The following is a 24,031-nucleotide window of genomic DNA, read 5'->3' as shown; positions in this document are numbered from 1 at the left end:
GTCTGTACCAATTCTCGGTGGATCGACCGCGACAGTCATCGCGTCAGCGGGTCGAGGCGCCGAACACCCGCCGAAGCGCCACAAAGCGCACAAGGGTGGCGACAAGATTGGCCACGACCAGAATTGAGAGTTCGACACCTTTGCCGACGGTCGGGTCGAAGCGGTGTAGCAGGTAGAGCGAGCCACTGGTGATGGCAAGTCCGAAGCCGAAGACCAGCAGGCCATGGACGTGATGGCGGGCCGCACCGGCACGGCCGCGGATACCGAAGGTGAAGGCCCGGTTGGCGGCGGTGTTGGCCAGTGCGGTCAGCAGCAGTGCCGTCAGGTTGGCGGCCTGCGCACCGAGTTCGGGATGCAGCGAAAGATAGAGCAGCGCATAGGCAATGGTGCTGGCGATGCCGATCAGACCGAACCGCACCATCTGACCGACCATGCCGCGAGGTACCCCGGGCACCAGTGGTTCGCGGCCGAGTGCGGCCTGCAGGTCGCGCAGCGGCAGGGCGCCGGTGGTCAGCGCCCGGCCCACGCGCCAGCAGCCTTTGAGGTCTTCGATCGCGGTGGCCAGGATGTCGACCCGGGAGTCCGGGTCGTCGATCCAGTCGACCGGCACCTCATGGATCCGCAGGCCGGCCTTCTCGGCCAGCACCAGCAGCTCGGTGTCGAAGAACCACCCGGTGTCGGCGACCAGCGGCAGCAGCTGGCGCGCGACGTCGGTGCGCACCGCCTTGAAACCGCACTGGGCGTCGGAGAACCGGGCGCCGAGCAGCCCGCGCAGCAGCAGGTTGTAGCCACGGGACACCACTTCACGTTTGATTCCGCGAACGACCCGTGATGAGGGGGCCAGTCGCGAGCCGATGGCGATGTCGGAATGTCCGGATACCAGCGGAGCCACCAACGGCATCAGTGCCGAGAGATGGGTGGACAGGTCGACGTCCATGTAGGCCACCACGTCGGCCGACGAGGAAGCCCACGCGGCGGCGAGCGCTCCACCGCGACCCTTTTCGTCGAGATGAAGCACCTCGACGTCGGACAGTTCCTCGCTGAGCTGGCGGGCCACCGCCAGTGTGTCGTCGGTGCTCGCGTTGTCGGCCACCATGATTCGCGCGCGGTACGGCACCTCGTCACGAAGATACTGGTGCAACCGGCGTACGCAGCCCGGCAGGTCGTCCTCCTCGTTGTACACCGGGATGACGATGTCGAGAATGTAGCGACCCCGCTGGCCGGTCTGAGCAGTGCGCTGCTCGGCCGGCAGGGTGTCGGTCATGGGACTGATACTCCTGCGTCAAGCTGCCGCCACACTGGGCCGGATCTGACGGGTTGCTGTGAGCCAGCTCCATGAACAACCACGGTTGCCTCCTCATATGCTTGGCGCCATGGCCTCCGTCTTCACCAAGATCATCAACCGCGAACTGCCGGGACGATTCGTCTACTCCGACGACGACGTCGTCGCTTTCCTGACGATCGAGCCGATGACCCCCGGGCACACGCTGGTGGTTCCCCGCGCCGAGGTCGACAACTGGCAGGACGTCGACCCGTCCTTGTTCAACAAGGTGATGGCGGTGTCTCAGCAGATCGGCAAGGCGGTGTGCGCGGCGTTCGACGCCGAGCGGTCCGGCGTGATCATCGCCGGGCTGGAAGTGCCGCACCTGCACGTGCACGTGTTCCCGGCACGGAATCTCGCCGACTTCGGTTTCGCCAATGTCGATCGCAACCCGTCACCCGCGTCACTGGACGATGCCCAGGCCAGAATCAAGGCCGCACTGGCCACACTCAGTTAGACGGGACAGGCGCCGGTACGTCGGCGATGCGCGGCAGGCTGACCGAAAAGCAACAGCCCTGCCCCGGCGCGGTCCGCACCGTGACCCGGCCACCGTGGGCGTACACCAGGGAATCGACGATCGACAGGCCCAGCCCCGTCCCGCCGCTGGTGCGGGCGCGGGAGGAGTCGGTGCGGTAGAACCGCTCGAACACCCGCTGCGCGTCCTCGGGTGTCATACCCGGCCCCTCGTCGACGACCTCGAGCACCGCATCGTCGGCGACGGTACCCACCCGAACGGCGATCCGCGCGGTTTCCGGGGTGTGCTGCAACGCATTGGCCACCAGGTTGCTCAGCACCTGGCGCAACCGAGCCTCGTCGCCCAGGACTTCGGGAGTGCCGGGGCCGTCGAACACCTCCATGGCGATGGTGCGCTTCGGGGCGATGGACTGGGCGTCGTGCACGGCGTCGGTGGCCAGCGTCAGCAGGTCGACCCGGCGTTGTTCGAGTGGGCGCTGCGCATCAAGACGGGCGAGCAGCAGCAGATCGTCGACCAACAGGCCCATCCGCCGCGATTCGCTTTCGATGCGCGACATGAGCATTTCGACATCGCGGGCCGCACCCTGCCGATAGAGCTCGGCGAATCCGCGGATGGTAGTCAGCGGGGTGCGCAGCTCGTGGCTGGCGTCGGTGATGAACCGCCGCATGCGTTCCTCCGACGTCCGCGCGGCCTCAGCGGACTCCCCCGACGACGCCATCGCACTCTGGATCTGAGCGAGCATGCCGTTGAGCGCCAGCGACAGCCGGCCGACTTCGGTACGCGGATCTCGTTCTGGCACACGGCGATCGAGCTGTCCGGCGGCGATCGCCGCGGCAGTTTTCTCGACTTCGACCAGGGGCCGCAGGCTGCGGTGCACTACCCAGTATCCGGCGACGCCGAGGATCACCAGGACCGCGGTGCCGATCGCGACCTGCGACCAGGCCAGGCTGCGCACGGTGGATTGGATATCGGAGAGGTCGATGGCCACGGTGGTCAGTTCCCCGTTAGGCCCCTGCACCGATACCGCGCGCCAGTGGACCGGCGAGTGGTCCAGCGAGCCAACGGTCACCGGCGCGGAGCCCACGTCGTTGTCGTCGGGAAGGGCCGGTTCGGCATCCCGGTCGTTGACCGCCATCCAGATGTGGCCGTCGGCGTCGACGCCGCGGACGTAGAAGTTCGACGGCGGGCGGGCCGGATTGGGACCTTCGTCGGGTGGCGGCATTCGTCGCGGGGCCTGGGCCCAGCCCCGCGAGGCGTCCAGCAGGGTTTGGTCGGCGCGGTTGATGAGGTCGTGCTGCAGGGTCGAGGTAACGGCGATCCCGGAGGCCAGCAATCCGCAACCCACAAGCAGCAACATGGCGGCGACCAGGCCGACCCTCAGCGGCAGCGCGCGGTGGTACGGAGTGGGCATTTCTCTATTGTTCGCGCCGAGCGGCGCGACGCGCCGGATTACCGCGGCTCCCGCAGCACGTATCCGACCCCGCGCAGGGTGTGCAGGAGACGCTTGTCGCCGGTGTCGATCTTGCGACGCAGGTAGGAGACGTAGGACTCGACGACGTTGACGTCACCGCCGAAGTCGTAGCGCCAGACGTGGTCGAGGATCTTGGGCTTACTCAGCACGGTGCCTGCGTTGATGACGAAGTAACGCAGCAGAGTGAATTCGGTGGGCGACAGCGAGACGGGTTCGCCGGCCTTCCACACCTCGTGGGTGTCCTCGTCGAGCTCGATATCGGCGAAGCTCAGGCGCGAGTTGCGCGGCTCCTCGACGCCCTTGCCGGCGCGGCGCAGGATGACGCGCAGCCGCGCGACAACTTCTTCGAGGCTGAACGGTTTGGTGACGTAGTCGTCACCGCCGAGCGTGAGGCCGGCGATCTTGTCCTGCAGGCTGTCGCGGGCGGTCAGGAACAGCGCGGGCGCGTCGATACCGTCGGCACGCAGCCGGCGCAGGACACCGAACCCGTCCATGCCGGGCATCATCACGTCGAGAATCACCGCGTCAGGACGCACTTCCCGGGCCCGGTCCAGGGCGGCTGGCCCGCTGGAGGCGGTGTGGACCTCGAAGCCCTGAAACTTCAGACTCACGGAGAGCAGTTCGACAATATTGGTCTCGTCGTCGACGACGAGGACGCGTGCCTCGGGTTTTGCTTCGGGTGCAACAGGTGCGGCCATGCTGTTAATTTCCTCTTACCTTGTTGAACTCAGCCTGCCCGCACGCTGTGAGCTTGCTGTGAGTTCGTGTTCATATGGGATAACCGATACCGCCGGTTACAAACTTCCCCCGCTCTTACACTTGTGCGATGGACCTGGCGAAGACCCTGGTTGGGATCGCGACCACACCGGTGCGGGTGGGGCTGGCCGCGGCCGAGGCGGGGCTCGATGTCGCCAAGGCTGGCCTTGACCTCACCAAACGGACCCTCGGCGAGGCGGGGATGTCGGCGTCGCCGAACTCGGTGGCGCAGATGTTCGGTCTGGAGGACACCATCGCGCGGGCGAACAAGCTCGCCCAGCTACTCGACGACGACGCCCCGCTGGGCCGGGCGCTGGCCCCCGACGGACCGCTCGATCGGCTGATGCGCCCGGGTGGGCTGATCGACCGGGTGACTGCGCCCGACGGAGTGCTCGATCGGCTGACCGCCGAGGGCGGCGGGCTGGAGCGATCGCTGGCGCCGGGTGGGCTGGTCGACCAGCTGCTTGACGAAGACGGCCTGATCGAGCGGATTCTCGGCGAGGACGGGCTGGCCGATCGGCTGCTGGCCGATGGCGGTCTGGTCGACAAGCTGACCGCGCGCAACGGTCCGCTGGAGCAGCTGGCCGACGTCGCCGACACGTTGAATAGGTTGGCGCCCGGGCTGGAGGCGCTGGCGCCGACGATCGAGACGCTGCGCGAGGCAGTCACCACGCTGAGCCTGGTGGTCAACCCGCTGAGCAATATCGCCGACCGGATCCCGCTACCGGGCCGGCGGCGGAGCTACACGCCACCGCGGACCGTTACCTCCGAACGGGTGCGCGGCGACCGGTTGGTCATCGACGAGGACGAGTAGTGACTTCGCTAGTCTGTTAGATGGTTCGGGCCCTTGGGCCCTGCCACGCCTCCTTAGCTCAGCGGTAGAGCAACGCTCTTGTAAAGCGTAGGTCGTCAGTTCAATCCTGACAGGGGGCTCCACGCGTTCTAGTTATATCTGCAGTTAAACAACCCTATTTGGCACTGCACCGACCTCTATCATCCCGCTTTAGGCTGACCATCATCCAACTCTCCAGCAAACGATGATCAGTACGACTTGCCATCGGCGTAACGCTGCCGTCGGTAATAGCGCCCATTACCGCGATTCTTCGCTTTGTATGTCGGCAGCTGCGAGTCGCAGTTCGGACATATGAGCCGAAGATTCGTGTGACGGTTGTTGGTCGCGTCTCCGTCGATGTGGTCGATGATCATCGCAAGGCTCACGCCATTCCAGTTGCTCTCGATTCCACAGATCGAGCAGCAACCGCGCTGCTCCGCGTGCAGGTAATCCCGAACGAAGTGACCTTGATGAGACATCCCGCCACATACGCCAGTCTCGAGCCAGGCTTTCAGGAGCAAGTTCCGCCGGTAAACCTGCTGACATGCATTCGAGCAGAAGACCCTCGCCTGACGGCCTTCGATATCTACTCCGCATCCGACGCACTTGGTCGACATGGGGCGACGCTAGCGCTAGGTACCGACAAGCGCCGAAGCCGAAATCCCCTACTACCACTAACGTCTGACTCACAGGCATTGCCCGCGTGCGAGGAGACAAATTCCATGGCCGAAACCAAGATCACCGTCATCTACGACAACCCCACGGACCCGGAGGCCTTTGAGGCCGCGTTCGGGGCTGAGCAGCTCGAGGCCGCTCGTCGCATCCCGGGTCACATCAAGTTCGAGGTGTCGAAGGTGTGGCCGAAGGAAGACGGCAGTCCCACGCCGGCGCACCGCATGATCGACCTCTACTATCCCGACTACGACGCCGCGAGCGCAGCCATCACCACGCCGGAGGCGGGCGCATTCTTCGAAGCCTTGGCACGACTGGCTACCGGCGGGGTGCGAATTCTGTTCTCCGACATCGAGGTGCCGCAACACTGACCAAGCAGTCCTTGAGTGGTGACCCAACTTCGGCGTCCCCCCGCCCCGGTATCCGACACCGCCCATCAGGTCATCCGCGACGCACACATCATGCAAGCCCTGCATCCGGTTGACTGACCGGCTTGCCCACGCAAACAGTCCGGCTAACTTCTCCCGTAACCATTCCCTCCAGGTGCTGTCTCAGCTTAAGATTCGCTGAGACAGCAAACGGGTGTCCGGCCGCCATACCGGTTTGACGCCCCGACCGGGGGGTTTGCCTGAAGTTCGCCAACTTCACGGGCAATTCGGAACTGCGCGAAGGTGGTGCGTACATGGCGAACGTTCAGCGTGGTGCAAGGGCAGGAATTGCTGCTCTTGCACTCGGATTATCACTTGCGGGCCCCGTCGTCGCCGTTGCCAGCGCCGATGACACCGACCACAGTTCCTCGTCAAGTTCGGGGAGTTCGGCAACGTCGAGTTCCGGTTCCGCGAAAAAGACGACGGGCCACACCGCTCGTGGTCCCAAAGCCACCACCGGGACTTCCACGTCGACGTCGTCGCCAGCTGACGACACCACCAGCAAGTCAACAACCACCGCCAAGAAGACCGCAACCGGCACGCCATCGACGGCCTCGAGCGCCGGCTCTTCACATCGCCCCGAGGCACAGTCCCGACTGGCGTCGAGCAACTCGACGACCTCGACGGCGGACAGCGGCACTGTCGCCGATGCGACGGTCGCGACCGCCGACCCGGCCACCAACGAGCAGACGTCCACGGATTCGACGACCGAAAGCGCTACCAGCACCCCGGTGGCGGCCAGCACCTCCGCCAAGATGACGGCGGCCAGCACGACCGGCAGTAAGACCGCCTCAGCGAACGCCGACCCGATCACCGCGCTGGTGAACGCCCTTCAGAGCTACGTCGCCGGTGCCACCCTGCTGGTCCGTCGCACGTTCTTCAACGAGGCGCCCACCGTTTCACCGGTGCAGATCACCGGGCAGACGACCGGGCCGATCACCGGCAGCATCGGCGCGACCGACCCGGAGGGCGATCGCCTCGTCTACAAGGTGACCCAGCAAGCCCACTACGGCACTGTTGCGCTCAACCCAGACGGCACGTACACCTACACGCCGACGCCCGGCGGCCAATGCAGCAACACCTGTATCGACTCCTTCACCGTCGCCGCCACCGACACCGGGACGCACATCAACCTGCTGAACTGGTTCCGGAGCGCCAGCACCTCGGCCGCGGTCGGCGTGTACCAGCAGCCCGCCGGCACCCCACGAATCACGTTCACCTTCGTCTACGGAAACGGGTCACAATTCTGGTCCAGCGCAGCTCGGGCAGAGTTGGCGGCGACGGCCATCTATCTGTCGAGCTACTTCGTCCCCGCGTACAACGTCGATATCACCTACAAGGTCACCGGCCAGTACTCGGTGATGGGCGGGACGCTTGCATCGTCGGGCAGTGATCTGATCAGCAACGATCCCGGTTTCTATTCGACCGTGGTGCAGGACAAGATCCTGACCGGTACGGATTCCAACGGGTCGGCCGCCGACGGCACGATCGACTGGAACTTCGGCTACGCCTGGGGCTACAACACGGTGTCCAGTAGCCAGTACGACTTCCAGTCCACCGCGATGCACGAGTTGCTGCACACGTTCGGCTTCATCTCCGTCGTGGACAAAGCCGGCAACAACACCAACCCGAACTGGACCACCTTCGACAGCTTCATCGTGAACCAGAACGGCACCTCGGTGTTCAACGGCAGCACGTTCAACACCGCCTACAACTCGAACCTCACGGGGGGTAACAGCGGCCTCTACTTCGGTGGCGCCAACGCGGTCGCGGCCTACGGTGGCCCGGTGCCGCTCTACACGCCGAACCCCTGGCAGTCCGGCAGCTCCATGTCGCACCTGGACGACAACACATTCACCGGGTCGCTGGAGAAGCTGATGAACGCCGCGTCCGACACCGGGCTCGGAGTCAGGACGTTGAGCGCGGTCGAGATCGGCATCATGAAGGACCTCGGCTACACGATGGTGTCTCAGTCCGCCGCTGGCGCAGTGCTGTTCATCGGCATGATGTTCGTCCGCCGCCGGAAGCAGCGGGTGGCCCGTTAGTTGTTGCTGTTAGGGCAGGACAGCGTGAGGAACACAGTGGTGTTGGCCGGCGGGTGATCACCGCGCAGCCCATCGACCCCGCTGATCTTGCATGCCGACAGCGGGCTGTTCTTGTCGCCGGCGCCGATTTGGGTCTGGACCAAGTAGCCCTGGCTCTCCAGCGCCAGGACGCCGTCGGCGGCGTTTTGGTTCTGGTTGAAGGCCCTCGGCGGCATCTGGATGGCGCCTTTCTCGGTGGGCGACGGGGCCGGCGTACTGCTCGTGGACGTGGTGCTGGACGGGCCCTCCTTGGAGGACTGCCCGCAACCCGCTGAAAGGCCCACAGCGGCAACGACTGCCACGAAGCCCGCAGTCAGCGCGAACTGACGAGAAAACGTGACCGATCGATTCATGCCGTCCGTGCCGGCGCACCCATTGACCATGATCGGCAACCTAACCTCCGCTGAGCGCACGTCAAAACAAATCTGGCTGATCCAACACCGGTTCAGACAAAATTCTTCCGCGCGCAACCTGCTCGACATCACCACTCGAGCGCAGCGCCGCGCTATCGTCGGGCATGTCGATGACGGCGCGAGCGACGAAGTGGTTGTCGCTGTGTTTTGTCGTCGTTGCGGCGGTCGGGCTCAGGTTCGCAACCGGCCAGCCAGACAGGACGACGCTACCCGCCGGCGCCATCACCGGTCCGTACGCGTCGCTGCTGGCCGCCTCTACCGATCTGGGGCCGGCCGGCGGCCAACGCGTGCGGCTTGTGGCGGGACTGCACACCGATTCGCGGCCGGCGGCGCTGATCGACTGGGCGCAGCAGCACGACCTGTCGGTGCGGTGGCAACCCGGAAATCGCTGGGCCGCCATCGACGGGCCACCCGCCGCTGTCAGTGCTGCGTTCGGCGTTGCTGTGCACGACTACCGCGGCCGTCTGGGCCAAGTGTTCTACGCCTCGCCCGAGCAGCCGCACGTCCCTACCGCGACTGCCGGTGAGGTCAGCGAGCTCGGCCGAATCCTCGGCTACATACCGTATTACGAGTCGGTGCCGTTCATCGTGCCGCTCGATGTACCCGATGAGGGTCTGGCGCCCGCTGGACTGCTGCGCACCTACAACGCTGCACCGCTGCGGGACAGCGGCTATACCGGCAAGGGCACCACGGTCCTGGTATTCGCCTTCGACGGGTTCGACCAAGAAGACCTCGATATGTTTGCGACGTCGTTCAATCTGCCCAAGTTCACCCCAGAGCTGCTGGGCGACATGCCTTCTCAGCGCAGCGGCGAGGCGACGATGGACCTGGAGGCCATCCACGCGGTCGCCCCCGACGCCAAGACCGTTCTGGTCAACGCCCGCGACACGGTGTCCGGTGATGCCACCTATCAGAAGATCGGCGCCTTGATGGAAGCGGCCGACCGCCGTTATCCGAGCGCGGTGTGGAGCTTCTCGATCGGTTGGGGCTGCGACAGGATCGCAACCGCGGCCGACCTCCTGCCGGTCCGCTCGGCGCTGAGCGCGGCGATGCGGCACGGCACCACGGCATTCAACGCCAGCGGTGACCTCGCCGGCCTGGAATGCAAGGGCGGCCAAAACTGGTCGTCGCCACCGGCGCCCGACGATGTCGGTCTGGACTCGGTGGCATCGGTGCCGGAGATGACCGACGTCGGCGGCACCACCCTGTCGACCGACGCCGAGGGACACTGGCTGGCCGAACAGTCCTGGTTCGCCCCCGCGATCTCACAGGGCACCGGCGGTGGCGTATCCAATCTGTTCGAACGTCCGCCGTGGCAATCGGAATTGCGGGTGGCCGCCCCGCCGGGCCGGCGGCTGACCCCCGACATCGCGGCGGTCGCTGATCCGTACACCGGTGTCCGAATCGTCTTCAAGCGCCAGCATGTGGTGGGTGGTGGCACGTCGCTGGCTGCGCCGATCTGGGCCGGTCTGACCGCCTTGATGACCGACTACCTCGTGCGCAACGGAGGTGGACCGATCGGCGAGTTGAACCCGCTGCTCTACGAAATCGCCCAGGGAGCAAGACTTCCAGCGTTCCGGGACGTGACACTGGGCGGCAATGCCGTCGATGACGCGGGGCCGGGCTACGACCTGGTGACCGGGCTGGGCACTCCAAATGTCGACCATCTGGTCAAGGACATCCTGGCGCTACAGAGATGCGGCGTGGGATGCGGATGACCATGGACTGCCCGGCCTGCGGTGCCGAGGTACCCGCCGGTGTGTTCTGCGGAACATGTGGCGTGCACCTGAATCCACAACCCGGAGATGGCCCGCGGTGGCTGCGCCCGCGGGCCTTCTGCGCCGCGCCAGACGAACACGTGCTGCGGCCCTCGATCGCCAGCTCATTGTTTCCACACCTGTCTCAGTTCTCTCGCTCCCCTGTCAATCTCGGACTGGTCCTGGTCGTCGTCGCAATGGCGTTAGCGGTCCAACTGCGACTGCCCGGGGCGTTGGTGACCGTCGCGGCGCTCGGTCTGCCGGTGCTGTTCGTGATCCACCGCCATCAATCCGGTATTTACCGGGACATCCCGCGCGGCTCGCTGGTGATCACCGTTGCGCTCGGCATAGCGATCGGCGTGGGCTGGGTACTACTTACCGGCGATCTGGTGATCCGGGAAACTGGTGCACCGTTCGACGCCGGGATCGCCGGCAACCGAGTGCTGCGCGACGGCCTCGGTGTCGCCGAGGGTGGCGCCCTGCTGATGATGATTCCCGCCATCGTGGTCCGGTTGATCCGGCCAGGCACCCGGGAATCGTTGAACGGCTTCGTGATCGGCGTGCTGTCTGCCCTCAGCTTCACGGCTGCTGCGACGTTCACCAGACTGGCGCCTCAATTCGCCGCGGCTACGGTGGCCAAGAATCGGCCGGTGGAGTGGCTGCTCGTCGAAGCCGGTATTCGCGGCGTGACGATACCGCTGACTGCCGCCTGTGCAGGCGGATTACTTGGTGCCGCAATGTGGTTCGGGCGTCCGGCGGGCGACACCCCGTTGCGCCGCTCGCTTGTGGTGAATGTGGCACTGCTGTTCTTCGGGGTCGCCGTCCTGGGGGTGTACGCGATCGTGGGCATCACCGATGTCGCGGGCCTGCCCCAGGAGAAGATGTTGGCCTGGCATATCGCGATGGCGTTGGTAGCACTGCTGGCGCTGCGGATCGGCCTGCAACTCGCGCTTCTACACGAAGAGCCTGGCCCGATCGGCGGGCAGCCGCAGCTGTGTCTGCATTGCCGAAACGTGGTGCCGGAGATGGCATTCTGCCCAGCATGCGGCGCGGCCACGCGCGCCTCGTCGGAAAGGTCACGGGCCGAGCGCCGCGAGGTGGTACCGCAGTCGAACCCGCCATCGGATGCTGGGACGGCCGTCTGGCCGGGTTACGCGGTCGAAGCGGAGACCTACACCTCAGGGCCGTTGTCGCGCACGACGAGCGTCCGCGTTCTGAGCATGTGGACGGTTGCGATCGTCGTGGTCACCGCACCGCTGATCGCGCTCTCGGCGCGCGTCTCCGAACCGGCTGTCATCTTCAATTGCCCCCCGGACTGCGGCAGGCCACCCACCGGCACACCGGTGGCGGCGTTGCCGAGGTTCACCGCGCCCGACGGTGGGTTCTCGGTGGCCTATCCCGCTCCGGGATCCGCGTATGAGATCGCCTTCGACGCCGACGGCGTCAGAGCCAGCTTCACCGGCGGGGACGGCGGCACCCTGAAGCTGTGGGGTAAGCCCGCGGCAGGGAAGTCGGCAAAGGACGTCGCCGAAGCTTTTCTGGCCGAGCGCTATCCCGACGCGCGCACCGCCTATGAGATCCCCAACGCAATGGTCGGTTACCAGCACGGGTACGGCGAGGTCGCCGACCTCTGGCCACAGGACGGCGACGCCAGCTACCGGCATCTGCGGGTGATCATCCTCGTCGCCGTCAAGAACGATCTCGCCCTGATCGCGGGTGCGATCGGGCCGTATCGCGAGTTCGGCCCGACGTTCGGCCCGGGCCGGCCCTCGAGCGCCAACCTGGAGCTGGCGATGGATTTGGACAAGTACGTCAACAGCTTCGCCTGGCGCGGAGATCCACCCCGCTAGCGGCAACGGTTGAGGATCGAGCGGCGCGTCCGTGCCCTCCTGGAAGAACTGGGCGTGGCAATACCTCTCGACAGCGACTAGCGCTTCACGCGGTCCGGAAGTGGATCAGTGCCCGCCCAGAGCAGTCAGAATCAACACCAGCCCGATGACCAGCAGTGCGACTGCGCTGATCTCGGCCTGGCGGCGTTGAATCCAGGAGCGCAACTGGTCCAGCACGTGGTCGAATCGCTTGGCCGCCACGACGTGGGCCAGCACCGGTAACGCCGTCGTCGAACCCGCCAGCACCACGAAGTAGATCACCGCGACGTCCCGGCCGGCGGCGTCCAATGGTGCGACGGCAATCGCCAAACCCGCTGCAGCACAAGCCACGATGATCTTCGGATTGATCAGGGCGAGCACCAGTCCGATCAGTGCGGTGCGAGTCGGTGACAGCTTGCCGACCGCATCGAGCCAACGCGCTGAGCGCGCGGAACGCTTGCGCCGCAGCCACAGCACCACGCCACTCAGAATCAGCACGGCGCCGCCGACCAGGCGCAACCACAGCTGCGATGACGAGGTCGTATCTGCCGACGCGCCAGTCAGCTTCGGCGCGTTGACGAACAACACCGTCAATGCCGCCAGACCTACCACCCAGCCGGCAGCGAATGCCAGGCCGGCCGCGCGGGGCCGCGTCGAATAGAGCACTAGGAGCAGCGCGGGTAACACCGACACCGGCGATAGGGCGACTACCAACGCCAGTGGAATCAGCTCGGCAGACACCGACGTCCAGTCACCCGACACCAATCACCTCCGCTCAGCAGCGCCAAGTTACGCAGTCAACTCCGACGATGCCAGCATTGCGCGCAGCGCAATTGAAGAAGCTGGTCACTCCTCGTCGGCGATGTCGGGCCTCGGGCGCTGCTCGCCGAACAGCGGGCGGCGCAGTGGCTGATGCCCGTGCACACCCTCGGCGTATGCGGATTCGGCGTGCTGGGTGAAGTCCACGCCCGCGGTTTCGTCCTCCGGGCTGAGCCGGAAGCCGATCGTCCGGTCGATCAGCTTGCCCAGCGCGAACGACATGATGAAGGCGTAGGCCGCCACCACGACCATCGCGAGCGCCTGCTTGCCCAGCTGGGCCAACCCGCCCCCGTAGAACAGCCCCTGCGGTCCACCGGTCATCACCGCGGTGGCCAGGAAGCCGATCAGCAGCACGCCGACCACGCCGCCCACGAAGTGCACCCCGACCACATCGAGGGAGTCGTCGTAGCCGAACCGGAACTTGAGCCCGATCGCGAACGAGCACACGATGCCCGCCGCGACTCCGACCACCGCAGCGCCGAGGGTGTTCACCGTCCCGCACGACGGCGTGATCGCGACCAGTCCGGCGACCACCCCGGAAGCAGCACCGAACGTGGTCGGCCGCCCGTCGCGGATCTGCTCGACCGACAACCAGCCCAGCATGCCCAGGCAGCCCGCCACCAGCGTGTTGAGGAAGATGGCCGCGGCCGTCCCGTTGGCGGCCAGCGCGGACCCGGCGTTGAAGCCGAACCAGCCGAACCACAGCAACCCGACGCCCAGCAGTACGAAGGGCAGATTATGCGGGCGCATCGCGTCGACTTTGAAACCGATCCGCGGCCCGAGCACCAGTGCCAGCGCCAATGCCGATGCTCCGGAGACGATTTCGACCACCAGCCCGCCGGCGTAGTCGAGCACACCGAGCTTGAACAGCCAGCCTCCCGGCGCCCAAACCCAGTGCGCCACAACGGCGTACACGACTATCGACCAGACGGGCACGAAGATCATCCAGGCGGCGAACTTGGCCCGGTCGGCGATCGCGCCGCTGATCAGGGCCGCGGTGATGATCGCGAAACTGAGCTGGAACGTGGAGAAGAGCAGTTCGGGAACCGACCCGTGCACCGTGCTCGGGCCGATCCCGGCCATCCCGATGTGCGACAGGTCGCCGATCACGCCACCCAGGCTGCTACCGGAGAACGCCAGGGTGTAGCCGAACAGCAGCCACGCGACCGTGACGAGCGGGATCGCGATGAAGCTCATCATGATCATGTTGAGCACACCGGTGGTGCGAACCATGCCGCCATAGAAAATGGCCAACCCGGGGGTCATCAGCAAGACGAGCGCTGTGCTGGCCAGCAGCCACGCGGTGGCGGCGGGATCGATCGCATCCAAGTCCGGCTCCTTCGACGGTCCCGACGAGAATGTCGGCGCGGTGTTTCCTTGATGCGGCGATCGTGTTTCGGCCGTGTTTCGGCGGGCGGGAGCGAAGCGACCCGGGGATTCTTCCCGTGCTACCAACCCATCGAGCCGGGCACCCCCTTGAAAGGCCCCACCACCCGGCTGGTTATCCAACCACCGTAGAACCCGCCCGGTTGGCCCACGACCGTTTCACCGTCGACGGTGCATCGGCCGACCAGGCTGGCCATCACCGCTATCGCTCCGGCGATCTCGGCGAACGCAGGCGTTGGCCGGGGATACGTCCACGCCGCTCGGGCGGCCACAGCCGTGCCCGAGACCAGATCGAAATAGCGCGCCTGGCCTTTCCATTCACACATCGATTCACCCGGCGCGTCGCGCAGCACACCCGCCTCGAAGGCCGCGCGCGGCAGGTAATACGTCGGTGGATGGCTGGTTTCAAGGACCCGCCAGCCGCGCTCCGTCGACGCGATCACCCGGCCACCCAGTTCGACGGTGATGGCACCGGCGAACGGCTCGAGGCGGGGCGGGCGCGGGTAGTCCCATACCGATTCCTGGCCGGGGCCTGCTGTGTGTGGTGTCGGCCAACGGCTCATATCTCGACAATACGAAGATGCACGGCGTGCTCGACAGAGGTGGCTGATCCCGGCCGCCAGGAACATCCGACCGACTGGCCGCGCTGCGCCGCCTGTGCGGATTGCCAGCCTCGGTATGACCAACCTTCTCGGTGACTGCGCCGCAGCACTTCGGTACGCTCTGCTGAGCAACTGCTTAGCCCGGCATGTCGACGACGCATTGGAGCTCACGCAATGGCCGCACCTGTCACCCGTTACGCGGGAACGCGCGTCCCCCGGGTCGAAGACACTCGCCTGCTCACCGGCCACGGCACCTACGTCGACGACATCGTCCGGCCGGGCATGCTGCACGCCTGTTTTGTGCGCAGCCCATTCGCCCACGCCAGGATCAACAGCATCGACGTCTCGGCGGCGCTCGCCTTGCCCGGCGTACACGCGGTACTCACCGCCGCAGACCTCAACGCGGAAGTCAAAGAGGCTTGGCATGCGGTGGCTGGAAAGGATGTCGCTGACACTCCCCGCCCGCCGTTGGCCGAGGATGAGGTCAAGTTCGTCGGCGACCCGGTCGCCATCGTCATCGCCGAGAACCGCTACGTGGCCGAGGACGCCATCGAGCTCGTCGACGTCGACTACGACCCGCTGCCCGCGATCGCCGATTTCACCCGGGCGGTGAACTCCGAAGCGGTGGTTCACCAGACGTATCCCGACAATGTCGCCGGCGGTCTGGCCGGGGCACCGCCGGACGAAGAGGCCTTCGCCGCCGCGGCCTATGTCGCCGACGAGCAGATCTATCAGCAGACCCACGTGCCGGTACCGATCGAAACCCGCGGACTGATCGTCGAGTGGGTTGCTGCCACTGACGAATTGACGCTGTGGGCCTCCACCCAGACGCCGCACGAATTGCGTGCGTTCGCCGCACGTCTGCTCGGCATCCCAGCTCAAGGGGTCCGCGTCATCACCCGGGATACCGGCGGCGGCTTTGGTCAGAAGGTCGTCCCGATGCGGGAGGACATGTGCATCATGCTGGCCGCCCGCAAGGTGCCTGTGGCGCTGAAGTGGATCGAGGACCGGCGCGAGAACCTGATGTCGGCCGGGCAGGCCCGTCACGTCGATGGGCGCGCACGAATGGCGTTCGACGCCGACGGCGCCATCACTGCGGTCGCGATCGACTTCCTCCAGGACATCGGGGCCTACCCAACCCCCTATCCGGTGCTGACCACCGCGGCGATCGGGATGTTCTTCCCCGGCCCCTACCGGGTGCCCAAGTCGAGTTTCAACTACAAGACGGTGTTCACCAACACCGCCGGCCTGGCCGCCTACCGCGGGCCGTGGCAATACGAAACCCTCACGCGAGAAATACTTCTCGATATCGCTGCCCGCAAGATGGGCATCGATCCGGTCGAACTGCGCCGCAGGAACCTGTTGCGCCGCGACGAGATGCCCTACTTCAACCCCAACGGAATGCCGTATGACCACGTCGCCCCGATGGAGACCTTCGAGCAGGCGGTCAAGATCCTCGACCACGAAGGGTTCCGCAAGGAGCAGGCCGAGGCGCTGGCCCAGGGTCGCTACCTCGGCCTGGGATTCTCCGCCTACATCGAGCCGACCGGTGCCGCCACCGGGCATCTGGCCACTGAGGGCTGCACCATCCGCATGGAGCCCACCGGCAAGATCAACGTCTACGTCAACGGCGGGTCGAGCGGCAACAGCATCGAGACCACCGTCGTGCAGCTCACCGCAGACGCACTCGGCGCCGATATCAATGACGTGTCGACGATCCAGGGCGACACCGCGGTAACGCCGTACGGGGCCGGTACCCAGGGCAGCCGCAGCGGGCCGATGACCGCCGGTGCGGTCAACGAGGCGGGCACCATCCTGCGCCGGCAACTGGTGGCGATGGCCGCGCACCTGCTCGGCGTCCAGGAGACGGACATCGAGCTGGCCAACTCGCGGGCGAGTGTTATCGAAGACGCCACCAAGCCTTCCAAGAGCGTCAGTTTCGCCGATCTGGCCTACCGGTCCTACTACGAGCCCCAGGCGCTGGCCCCGGGAATGGCGGCCACACTGGAGGCGACCGCACGCTTCACCTCGCAGACGATGATCCACTGGGCCAACGCAACTCACGCATGCACCTGCGAGGTGGATGTCACCACCGGCCGGGTCACGCTGATTCGATACATCGTCAGCGAGGACGTCGGCCCGATGATCAACCCGAACATCGTGGAGGGCCAGATCGCCGGCGGAACCGTCCAAGGCATCGGCGGCGCCCTGCTGGAGAATCTGGTCTACGACGACGACGGGAACCCGTTGTCCACCACGTTCGTCGACTATCTGCTGCCGACGGCCACCGAGGTGCCGCCGATCGAGTACGGACATGTGGAGGTCCCCGGCCCGGGAGTGGGCGGCTACAAGGGCTGTGGTGAGGGCGGGGCCATCGGCTCCACCCCTGCGGTGATCAATGCGATCAACGACGCCCTGGCCCCGCTCGGGGTGACCGTCACCAAGCTACCGGCAACCCCGTCGCAGATCGTGGCACTGATCGAGGCGGCCGCGGGAAACTAAGCCTGACCTATTTCAGCGGCCTGATGAACCGCGTTGACGATGCCCTGGTAACCGGTACAACGGCAGAAGTTCCCGGACAGGCCCTCGCGGATCTCCTCGTCGGTCGGATGCGGGTTGTCCCGCAGCAGCGCCGTGATCGACATGACGAAACCCGGAGTGCAGAAACCACATTGAAGTCCGTGGCAGTCGCGTAGAGCGGCCTGTACCGGTGAGAGCTCGCCGTCAGCCGACGCGACGCCCTCGACGGTCGAGACCTCCGCACCCTCGGCCTGCACCGCGAACACCAGGCAGGACCGCACCGCCGCCCCGTCGAGCAATACCGTGCAGGCACCGCAGGAGCCGTGTTCGCAGCCCAGATGCGTGCCGGTCAGACCGCACCGCTCGCGCAGGAAGTCGGCCAGGGTCAGCCGTGGATCGACAATCGATTCAACGGGAATTCCGTTGACCGACAAATGGATCGGACGCTCATGCATCGAATGCCTCCTTGACCGCTGCCCGCCACGCCTGTGCGGCCATCGCCGCTCCGACCCGTCGCCGATAGTCGGCCGAACCCTGAAGGTCGGCCGGAATGTCGTCGAGCCCGCTCATCGCAAGTTCACCGATCTCTTCGGCGGTGACGTCACCGATCGGGCGCCCGGCGATCGCCGCCTCGGCGGCCGAGGCGCGCCGCGGTGTGGCCGACAGTCCCAGCAATCCGATGCCGCTGCGCCGCACGCGGTCGTCGTCATCGAGTTCGATAGCCGCCACGGCCCCGGCAATCGCGAAATCGCCGTGGCGGCGGGCGAATTCCTCCACTCCGAAGCCACACCGGCCGGACCAGATCGGGAATCGCACGCCGACCAGGATCTCGTCGGGCTCCATCGCCGTCTCCCACACGCCCGCGAAGAACTCGCCTGCCGCGATCTCGCGGCCGCCCGATGCCGACACCGTCTCCATCGTGGCATCGAGCGCCAGCGCGACGGCCGGATACTCAGCGGCCGGGTCGGCGTGGGCGATCGAGCCACCGATAGTGCCACGGCTGCGGATCTGGAAGTGCCCGATCAACGGAGTGGCCCGGGCGAGCAGCGGCACGGTCACGCGCACCCGCTCATCGGCCCCGACGGCGGCATGGGTGGTACCGCCACCGATGCGCACCTGGTCGTCACGCACCTCGATGCCCTTCATCTCCTGCAGTCGCGAGATGTCGATGAGGTTGTCGAAGAACGCCAGGCGCATCGACAGCATCGGCACCAGGCTCTGTCCCCCGCCCAGCAGTTTGCCGTCGTCGCCGTATTCGGTCAGCATCTGCGCCGCCTCAGCGACGCTGTCCGGCCGGTGATAGTCGAACGGCGCCGGCTTCATCGCGGGCCGTCGCAACGCATCATGCTAAGCACATGCACAGCATAGCGGTGCGGCGATCAGTTACCACCCCGGCGACAGCCGCCGAGGCGTGCGGTAGCGACGCCGAGTGTGAGAAATACCGCTGCCGAGGGCGTCGGTGGCAGTCCGCAGCGCCGCACCCCGTCCAGATCGTCGCAGCGCTTTGATCTGCGCAGAACACCATGAGCTCGGCCATTGGGTATGCAGGCCATTCGCACTGCGGTGCCCAGCCCGCGCTGGGGCCGCACCAGCATTTGCCCGCATACTGTCGATCATGGATCCCTCGCCGCCCCCGCGAGTGGCCGCTGCGGGCAACCGCCACGGCCGGCATCGAGGGCGGTCCGGCACCGGCCGGCGGGCGTGGAAGATCATCGCCAGATCCGCGATCGGACTGGTTTCGGTGATCGTGGTCATGCTCACCGGCTTCGCCTATTCCCAGGCTCACGGGTTGCTGAGCGGAATTACGGTGTCGCAGGCACTGGGCTCGGACGAACCGCGTTCCAGCGGCGGCGCGATGAACATCCTGCTGATCGGGCTCGATTCCCGCAAAGACCAGGGGGGCAACGAGCTCCCGGACGAACTCCTGGACAAGCTGCACGCCGGGGACTCCGACTCGGGCGGCTACAACACCAACACCCTGATCCTCGTGCACATCAGCGCCGACGATCACGTCGTCGCGTTCTCGATACCGCGCGACGACTACGTGGCGGTGAGCGGCATCAAGGGGTACAGCCACATCAAGATCAAGGAAGCGTACGGGCTGACCAAAGCACAGACCGAGCAGAAGCTGGTCGACGGGGGCATCTCCGATCGCGCGGAACTGGAGCGCGCCGGGCGAGAGGCCGGACGCAAGGCGACCCTCCGCGCGGTGCGCAATCTGACCGGCCAGCCCATCGACTACTTCGCCGAAGTCAACCTCGCCAGCTTCTACCACCTGGCCGACAGCCTCGGTGGTATCGACGTCTGCCTCAACCATGCCGTCCATGACGACTACTCGGGGGCGAACTTTCCGGCCGGCCGCCAGACACTCAATGCCGAACAGGCGCTGGCCTTCGTGCGGCAACGGCACGGCCTGGAAAACGGGGACCTCGACCGCACCCACCGCCAACAGGCCTTCCTGCTCTCGGTCATGCATCAGCTACAGGAGTCGGGTTCGTTCACCGACCTGGACAAGTTCAAGCGGTTGATGGACGTCGCCCGCCAGGACATCGTGCTCTCACAAGGCTGGGGCGAGGACCAGTTCCGCAGGATGGCGGCGCTGGCCGGCGGCAGTGTCGAGTTCCGGACATTGCCGGTAGTGCGCTACGACAACATCAACGGCCAGGACGTCAACATCGTCGACCCAACCAAGATCCGCGCCGAGATCGCCAGGGCCATCGGCGGCAACTCGCCAACGGCGACCACCAGCGCTGTGCCGCAGCCGCTTCCACCGCCCAGCCCCAAGACCGTGATCAGCATTGTCAACGCCAGCGACACCTCAGGGCTGGCCTCAGAGGCGGCTGGGGTGCTGGGCAAGCACGACTTCACGGTCGACGAGGTCCGTGACCGCGAGTCCGGCGAACCAATAGACACCGTGATCACCTACGGCCCCGGCGGACAGACCGATGCGCAGTCGGTGGCCACCCTGCTCGGCGTCGAGAACGCTCCGCAGGCCACCAGCGCGCTGGCCGCCGATCACGTGCGGGTCGTCCTCGGCCAGGGTTACGACGTCCCGCAGGATCAGCCTCAGACCCAGGATGCCGTCACGACCTCGACGAGCAGCCGTAGCTGGTCCGACATGACCATCACGCCCACCCCCGACCAGGGCGCGCCGATCGACGGCGGCAAGGTCCCGTGTGTCAATTAGGGCGATGCCCTGGCGCTGAGCCGCTCGCATGAGCACGATTGACGTCATGCGCGTAGGAGTCATCGGATTGGGCAACATGGGCGCGGGTATCGCCGCGAATCTGATCAAGGCCGGCCACGAGGTGACCGTCTACAACCGGTCCCGGCCGAAGGTGGATGCACTGGTTGCCGCGGGCGCCCGGCCGGCCGATACCGTGGCCGACGCGTGTGGTGGCGACGTCGTGCTGACGATGCTCGCCAACGACGACGCCGTGGCAGGGGTGGCGTTCGGCGACGGCGGCATCATCGCGTCGGCCGCACCCGGTACCGTCCACATCTCGTCCAGCACGATCAGCGTCGGTCTCTCGAAACGCCTGACCGAGGCGCACGCCACCGCCGGGCGGGGATTCGTGTCGGCGCCGGTGTTCGGCCGACCGGAAGCCGCCGCGGCCGCGGCCTTGTTCGTCGTCGCCGCCGGCCCGGCCGACACCGTCAACTCGGTGACGCCGGTATTCGATGCAATCGGCCAGCGAACCTTCGTGGTGTCCGAGGAGCCGGCGGCGGCCAACTTGGTCAAGCTCAGCGGCAACTTCCTCATCGGTTCGGTGATCGAGTCACTCGGTGAAGCGATGGCACTGGTGGACCGGGGTGGGGTCGACAAGCACCAGTACCTCGACATCCTGACCTCGACGCTGTTCTCCGCGCCCGTCTACCGGACCTACGGCAGCCTCATCGCCAGTGAACAGTTCGAGCCGGCCGGTTTCGCAGCACCCCTGGGCCACAAGGATATTGGGCTGGTATTGGCCGCCGCCGAAGAACTGCGGGTGCCGTTGCCGATCGCCAGCCTGCTACGCGACCGGTTCCTGCGACTGCTCGCCGAGGGCGGCGAGCAGCTGGACTGGTCGGCGATCAGCAGCCTTGCGGCCCGGGATGCGGGAGCCTCAGACCACTCCGCGTAGCGCGTCGGCACCCAGGGCAGGCTCCAGCATCGCCGAGTAATCCGGGCCGCGGCGCAGGTTCTGCCCGCCATCGACGCCGATGATCTGTCCGGTGATCCACTGGGCGGCATCGCTGAGCAGGAATAGCGCCGTGTTGGCGACGTCGGAGACCTCGCCCGGGCGCGGTAGCGGTGTGCACTCGGCATAGTCGCCACTGAGTTCGGGTGAGTCGAGTACCAACTGCACGAGCTCGGTGCGGATCAATCCGGGCCGGATGCCGTTGACCCGCACCCAGGACGCGCCGAGTTCGTCAGCCGCCAGCTTGATGAGGTGGTCCAGGCCCGACTTGGTGACGCCATACGGGCCGAACCAGCGGTGGGTGTTGCTCGCCGCGATCGAGGAGATGCCGACGAACGAGCCGCCTCCGCCGCGGACCATCTGGCGGGCCGAGTGCTTCAGCACGTACATCGAGCCGTTGATGTTGAGGTCCACGGTGGCGCGCCACGCCTCGGAGTCCATCTGGGTGATCGGGCCGATGGTCTGCGAACCACCTGCGCAGTGCACGACACCGTTCAACCGGCCGTTCCACGCCGTGGTCGCGTCGACGACCGCGGCGATCTGGTCTTCGTTGGTGACATCGGCGGGCTCGTAGTTGACATTGCCTTTCGGCGCGACGGCCTTGATTTCGTCGGCGGTCGCGGCCAACCGATCGGCGTTGCGGCCGACGATCATGACATTGGCGCCGGCCTTGGCCAGCCCCTCCGCCACACCCTTGCCGATACCGCTGCCACCACCGGTGACCAGGTACGTCCGATCCTCGAACGAGAGCTGCACGCCGCACTCCTCACACAAAACTCCGAACAGGTTCCACGTATCGAACCACGGCGCCGCGTCGTCGCATAGCGCTCGTCCCACTGCCCCATCTCGTGCGATAGCCGCTCGGTTTCGCGATCGTCGCCAGCGAACATCTGACAGCACAATCCAACCCGATTCTGCCGCCATTGGGTACGTCGCAGGGCGGCGATATTCGGACTGACTGAAGCGGGCCGGCTCGGCCATTTCGTTGCGGCACAGACGTCGCCGATATTCCGGCATCCGCATTCCAGTGCACCGGTATTGCCCGTCGTAAGACGGGGTGAGGGGCGCCGGTACTTTCGGATCGAAAATATTGACCCGGATGTAACGGATAGCCGCCGGGTTTCGATAAAACGGCCGAACAACTGCGAGACGCAAAGGGCGCCAATATGCTGCCCGGACACGGCTGATCAGCAAACCAAGTAGAAGGCACAAGCATGGCTAATCTGAAGAATTCGGCGCAGCGCCTGGCCCTGGCCGGCGGCTTCGCGCTCGTGGCGGCGGCGGCGCCGGCACTAACCGCTTTCGCCGTCCCGGCGACCGGATCCCTAGCGGCCTGCCCGCCCGGCCAGGTGGTCAACCCGGCAACCGGCGGGTGCGATGCACAGCCCGCCGGCGGCCCGCAGGGCGGCCTGCCTCAAGTTCAAGGGATACCTTGCACAGGCGCAAACACTGGTCAGTGCATAGGATTGCAGCAAGAGCAGCAGGCTCCCGCAGTACAACCCCGCTCCACTGTCTCGTCCAGTCCGTAGAAACGGAGGGCCGGCTTCGGAACTCCGTCGACTTCTCCAGGAAGTGTGAAGTATGGCGATTTCCTCCTCAGTCGGCCGCCGCGTTCTCCTCGCCGGTGGATTCAGCATCGCGATCGCGGCCGCGCCCGCCGTCGCCTTCTTGGCGTCGCCCGCGGATGCACCGGCGGGTCCCGCCATTGCCTGCCCGGCCGGCGAGTCCGAGGATCTCTACACCGATCAGTGCATTCCGGAGATGGTCCCCAACCAGCCGGGCGGCAATTACCCCACGCCGACGAGCAGTAGCGGTAATGTGACCAGCTCGACGCCGGGCGACTCCAGCAGCCTGCCCGAGGTCCAGGGGATTCCGTGCACGGGCGCCAACACCGGCCAGTGCATCGGTCTGCAGGAAGACCAAGTTCCTGCTGTCACGCCGCATTCGAGCATTTCGTCGAGCCCGTAGTCAGCGGATGAATCAAGGAGGGCAATGATGCCGGTCCACGCGACCTGGGTGGCAAAGCTGCTGACCGTGAGCGCGTTCGCGCTCGCGGCCGCCAGCGCTCCGATGGCACACGCCGAAGGCGGCGGTGGAATACCCGAGCCAGCGCCGGGGCCCCAACCGGTGGCATCGCAACCTGGTGGATCGTCCGGATGCCAATCGGGCGAGTCGCTGGATCCGTCGACCGGCAACTGCACGCCAACTATGACCTCGGTGGCGACCACCAACGGCGACCAGTCATTCGAGGATCTGCAGCCGCGCACCACGCAAGATACGACCAGCACCACGGAGACCGGCGTCGCAGCCGACCTGGTGCCCAATATCAACGGTGACTCCTGCACGGGCTACTGGCAGTCGACGGTCTGCTATGAGGAGGATCAGGACAACGTGCCGATTCAGCCCAAGTCGACGCTTTCGTCGAGCCCGTAGCGGCGATTTACCC

The 24,031-nt window shown here is 66.2% G+C and carries 23 protein-coding genes and 1 tRNA gene; 12 read left to right on the top strand and 12 right to left on the bottom strand.

Annotation, left to right across the window (positions count from 1 at the left end; genetic code table 11):
- Positions 1-43: 43 nt before the first annotated feature.
- On the bottom strand, positions 44-1,264 hold the full coding sequence (locus G6N38_RS14350) for a bifunctional glycosyltransferase family 2/GtrA family protein (protein ID WP_163748499.1): 1,221 nt from the start codon (positions 1,262-1,264) through the stop codon (positions 44-46).
- 109 nt (positions 1,265-1,373) lie between these two features.
- On the opposite strand from G6N38_RS14350, the gene G6N38_RS14345 reads away from it, so the two are divergent.
- A complete protein-coding gene (locus G6N38_RS14345; RefSeq protein ID WP_163748497.1) occupies positions 1,374-1,778 on the top strand; it encodes an HIT family protein in 405 nt (134 codons plus the stop codon).
- On the opposite strand, the gene G6N38_RS14340 is transcribed toward G6N38_RS14345, so the two are convergent.
- Together G6N38_RS14340 and G6N38_RS14335 are read right to left on the bottom strand one after the other, a co-directional pair.
- A complete protein-coding gene (locus tag G6N38_RS14340) occupies positions 1,771-3,207 on the bottom strand; it encodes a sensor histidine kinase (protein WP_163748495.1) in 1,437 nt (478 codons plus the stop codon). The genes G6N38_RS14345 and G6N38_RS14340 overlap by 8 nt on opposite strands.
- Before the next feature lie 38 nt (positions 3,208-3,245).
- On the bottom strand, positions 3,246-3,965 hold the full coding sequence (locus tag G6N38_RS14335; protein WP_163748493.1) for a response regulator transcription factor: 720 nt from the start codon (positions 3,963-3,965) through the stop codon (positions 3,246-3,248).
- Positions 3,966-4,093: 128 nt separating this feature from the next.
- Here G6N38_RS14335 and G6N38_RS14330 point away from each other — a divergent pair, with 128 nt between their 5' ends.
- Positions 4,094-4,837, top strand: a complete 744-nt coding sequence (locus tag G6N38_RS14330) for a hypothetical protein (protein ID WP_163748491.1) — start codon at positions 4,094-4,096, stop codon at positions 4,835-4,837.
- Between the two features lie 47 nt (positions 4,838-4,884).
- Positions 4,885-4,959, top strand: a tRNA-Thr gene (locus tag G6N38_RS14325).
- Positions 4,960-5,064: 105 nt separating this feature from the next.
- Here the strand turns inward: G6N38_RS14325 and G6N38_RS14320 are convergent.
- Positions 5,065-5,472 carry an HNH endonuclease gene (locus G6N38_RS14320; protein WP_163748489.1) on the bottom strand — a complete coding sequence of 136 codons (408 nt, stop codon included), beginning with the start codon at positions 5,470-5,472 and terminating at the stop codon, positions 5,065-5,067.
- Between the two features lie 105 nt (positions 5,473-5,577).
- On the opposite strand from G6N38_RS14320, the gene G6N38_RS14315 reads away from it, so the two are divergent.
- Entirely contained in the window at positions 5,578-5,898 is a 321-nt protein-coding gene (locus G6N38_RS14315; RefSeq protein ID WP_163748487.1) for an EthD family reductase, read from the top strand.
- A gap of 322 nt (positions 5,899-6,220) precedes the next feature.
- Here the strand turns inward: G6N38_RS14315 and G6N38_RS14310 are convergent, their stop codons facing one another.
- Positions 6,221-6,727: a hypothetical protein gene (locus G6N38_RS14310; protein WP_163748486.1), complete on the bottom strand. Its 507-nt coding sequence runs from the start codon at positions 6,725-6,727 to the stop codon at positions 6,221-6,223.
- Between G6N38_RS14310 and G6N38_RS14305 the strand changes: the two genes are divergently transcribed.
- Positions 6,687-8,000, top strand: a complete 1,314-nt coding sequence (locus G6N38_RS14305; RefSeq protein WP_163748484.1) for a cadherin-like domain-containing protein — start codon at positions 6,687-6,689, stop codon at positions 7,998-8,000. The genes G6N38_RS14310 and G6N38_RS14305 overlap by 41 nt on opposite strands.
- On the opposite strand, the gene G6N38_RS14300 is transcribed toward G6N38_RS14305, so the two are convergent.
- Positions 7,997-8,422, bottom strand: coding sequence for a hypothetical protein (locus G6N38_RS14300; RefSeq protein ID WP_163748482.1), 426 nt, complete (start codon positions 8,420-8,422; stop codon positions 7,997-7,999). The genes G6N38_RS14305 and G6N38_RS14300 overlap by 4 nt on opposite strands.
- A 134-nt stretch (positions 8,423-8,556) precedes the next feature.
- Here G6N38_RS14300 and G6N38_RS14295 point away from each other — a divergent pair, with 134 nt between their 5' ends.
- Positions 8,557-10,170: a S53 family peptidase gene (locus G6N38_RS14295; RefSeq protein ID WP_220101386.1), complete on the top strand. Its 1,614-nt coding sequence runs from the start codon at positions 8,557-8,559 to the stop codon at positions 10,168-10,170.
- Positions 10,161-12,059, top strand: coding sequence for a zinc ribbon domain-containing protein (locus G6N38_RS14290; RefSeq protein ID WP_163748480.1), 1,899 nt, complete (start codon positions 10,161-10,163; stop codon positions 12,057-12,059). Before G6N38_RS14295 ends, G6N38_RS14290 begins: the two co-directional genes overlap by 10 nt.
- A gap of 105 nt (positions 12,060-12,164) precedes the next feature.
- Here G6N38_RS14290 and G6N38_RS14285 read toward each other — a convergent pair whose 3' ends face one another.
- The 3 genes from G6N38_RS14285 to G6N38_RS14275 all read right to left on the bottom strand — a co-directional run bounded on the left by G6N38_RS14285 (position 12,165) and on the right by G6N38_RS14275 (position 14,845).
- Positions 12,165-12,839, bottom strand: coding sequence for a GAP family protein (locus tag G6N38_RS14285; protein WP_163748478.1), 675 nt, complete (start codon positions 12,837-12,839; stop codon positions 12,165-12,167).
- Between the two features lie 84 nt (positions 12,840-12,923).
- Complete coding sequence (locus G6N38_RS14280) at positions 12,924-14,225, bottom strand: ammonium transporter (protein WP_163748476.1); 1,302 nt, start codon at positions 14,223-14,225, stop codon at positions 12,924-12,926.
- A gap of 119 nt (positions 14,226-14,344) precedes the next feature.
- The gene (locus G6N38_RS14275) at positions 14,345-14,845 is read right to left on the bottom strand and encodes a DUF427 domain-containing protein (protein ID WP_163748474.1); all 501 of its coding nucleotides are present in this window, start codon (positions 14,843-14,845) and stop codon (positions 14,345-14,347) included.
- A 213-nt stretch (positions 14,846-15,058) separates the two neighbouring features.
- Between G6N38_RS14275 and G6N38_RS14270 the strand changes: the two genes are divergently transcribed.
- Positions 15,059-17,386, top strand: a complete 2,328-nt coding sequence (locus G6N38_RS14270) for a xanthine dehydrogenase family protein molybdopterin-binding subunit (protein WP_163748472.1) — start codon at positions 15,059-15,061, stop codon at positions 17,384-17,386.
- Here the strand turns inward: G6N38_RS14270 and G6N38_RS14265 are convergent.
- Positions 17,383-17,859 carry a (2Fe-2S)-binding protein gene (locus G6N38_RS14265; protein ID WP_163748470.1) on the bottom strand — a complete coding sequence of 159 codons (477 nt, stop codon included), beginning with the start codon at positions 17,857-17,859 and terminating at the stop codon, positions 17,383-17,385. The genes G6N38_RS14270 and G6N38_RS14265 overlap by 4 nt on opposite strands.
- Positions 17,852-18,727, bottom strand: a complete 876-nt coding sequence (locus tag G6N38_RS14260) for an FAD binding domain-containing protein (protein ID WP_163752014.1) — start codon at positions 18,725-18,727, stop codon at positions 17,852-17,854. The genes G6N38_RS14265 and G6N38_RS14260 overlap by 8 nt, the downstream gene beginning before the upstream one ends.
- A gap of 292 nt (positions 18,728-19,019) precedes the next feature.
- Here G6N38_RS14260 and G6N38_RS14255 point away from each other — a divergent pair, with 292 nt between their 5' ends.
- Both G6N38_RS14255 and G6N38_RS14250 read left to right on the top strand, forming a co-directional pair.
- Positions 19,020-20,591, top strand: a complete 1,572-nt coding sequence (locus tag G6N38_RS14255) for an LCP family protein (RefSeq protein ID WP_163748468.1) — start codon at positions 19,020-19,022, stop codon at positions 20,589-20,591.
- 46 nt (positions 20,592-20,637) lie between these two features.
- Positions 20,638-21,528, top strand: coding sequence for an NAD(P)-dependent oxidoreductase (locus tag G6N38_RS14250; RefSeq protein WP_163748467.1), 891 nt, complete (start codon positions 20,638-20,640; stop codon positions 21,526-21,528).
- On the opposite strand, the gene G6N38_RS14245 is transcribed toward G6N38_RS14250, so the two are convergent.
- Positions 21,511-22,341, bottom strand: coding sequence for an SDR family oxidoreductase (locus G6N38_RS14245; protein WP_163752013.1), 831 nt, complete (start codon positions 22,339-22,341; stop codon positions 21,511-21,513). The genes G6N38_RS14250 and G6N38_RS14245 overlap by 18 nt on opposite strands.
- A gap of 825 nt (positions 22,342-23,166) precedes the next feature.
- On the opposite strand from G6N38_RS14245, the gene G6N38_RS14240 reads away from it, so the two are divergent.
- Both G6N38_RS14240 and G6N38_RS14235 read left to right on the top strand, forming a co-directional pair.
- A complete protein-coding gene (locus G6N38_RS14240; RefSeq protein WP_163748465.1) occupies positions 23,167-23,553 on the top strand; it encodes an intersectin-EH binding protein Ibp1 in 387 nt (128 codons plus the stop codon).
- 24 nt (positions 23,554-23,577) lie between these two features.
- On the top strand, positions 23,578-24,018 hold the full coding sequence (locus tag G6N38_RS14235) for a hypothetical protein (protein WP_163748462.1): 441 nt from the start codon (positions 23,578-23,580) through the stop codon (positions 24,016-24,018).
- Positions 24,019-24,031: the final 13 nt, after the last annotated feature.

Source organism: Mycolicibacterium helvum, from assembly GCF_010731895.1.
Lineage (GTDB): Bacteria > Actinomycetota > Actinomycetes > Mycobacteriales > Mycobacteriaceae > Mycobacterium > Mycobacterium helvum.
This window is presented reverse-complemented; position numbering and strand designations above follow the sequence as displayed.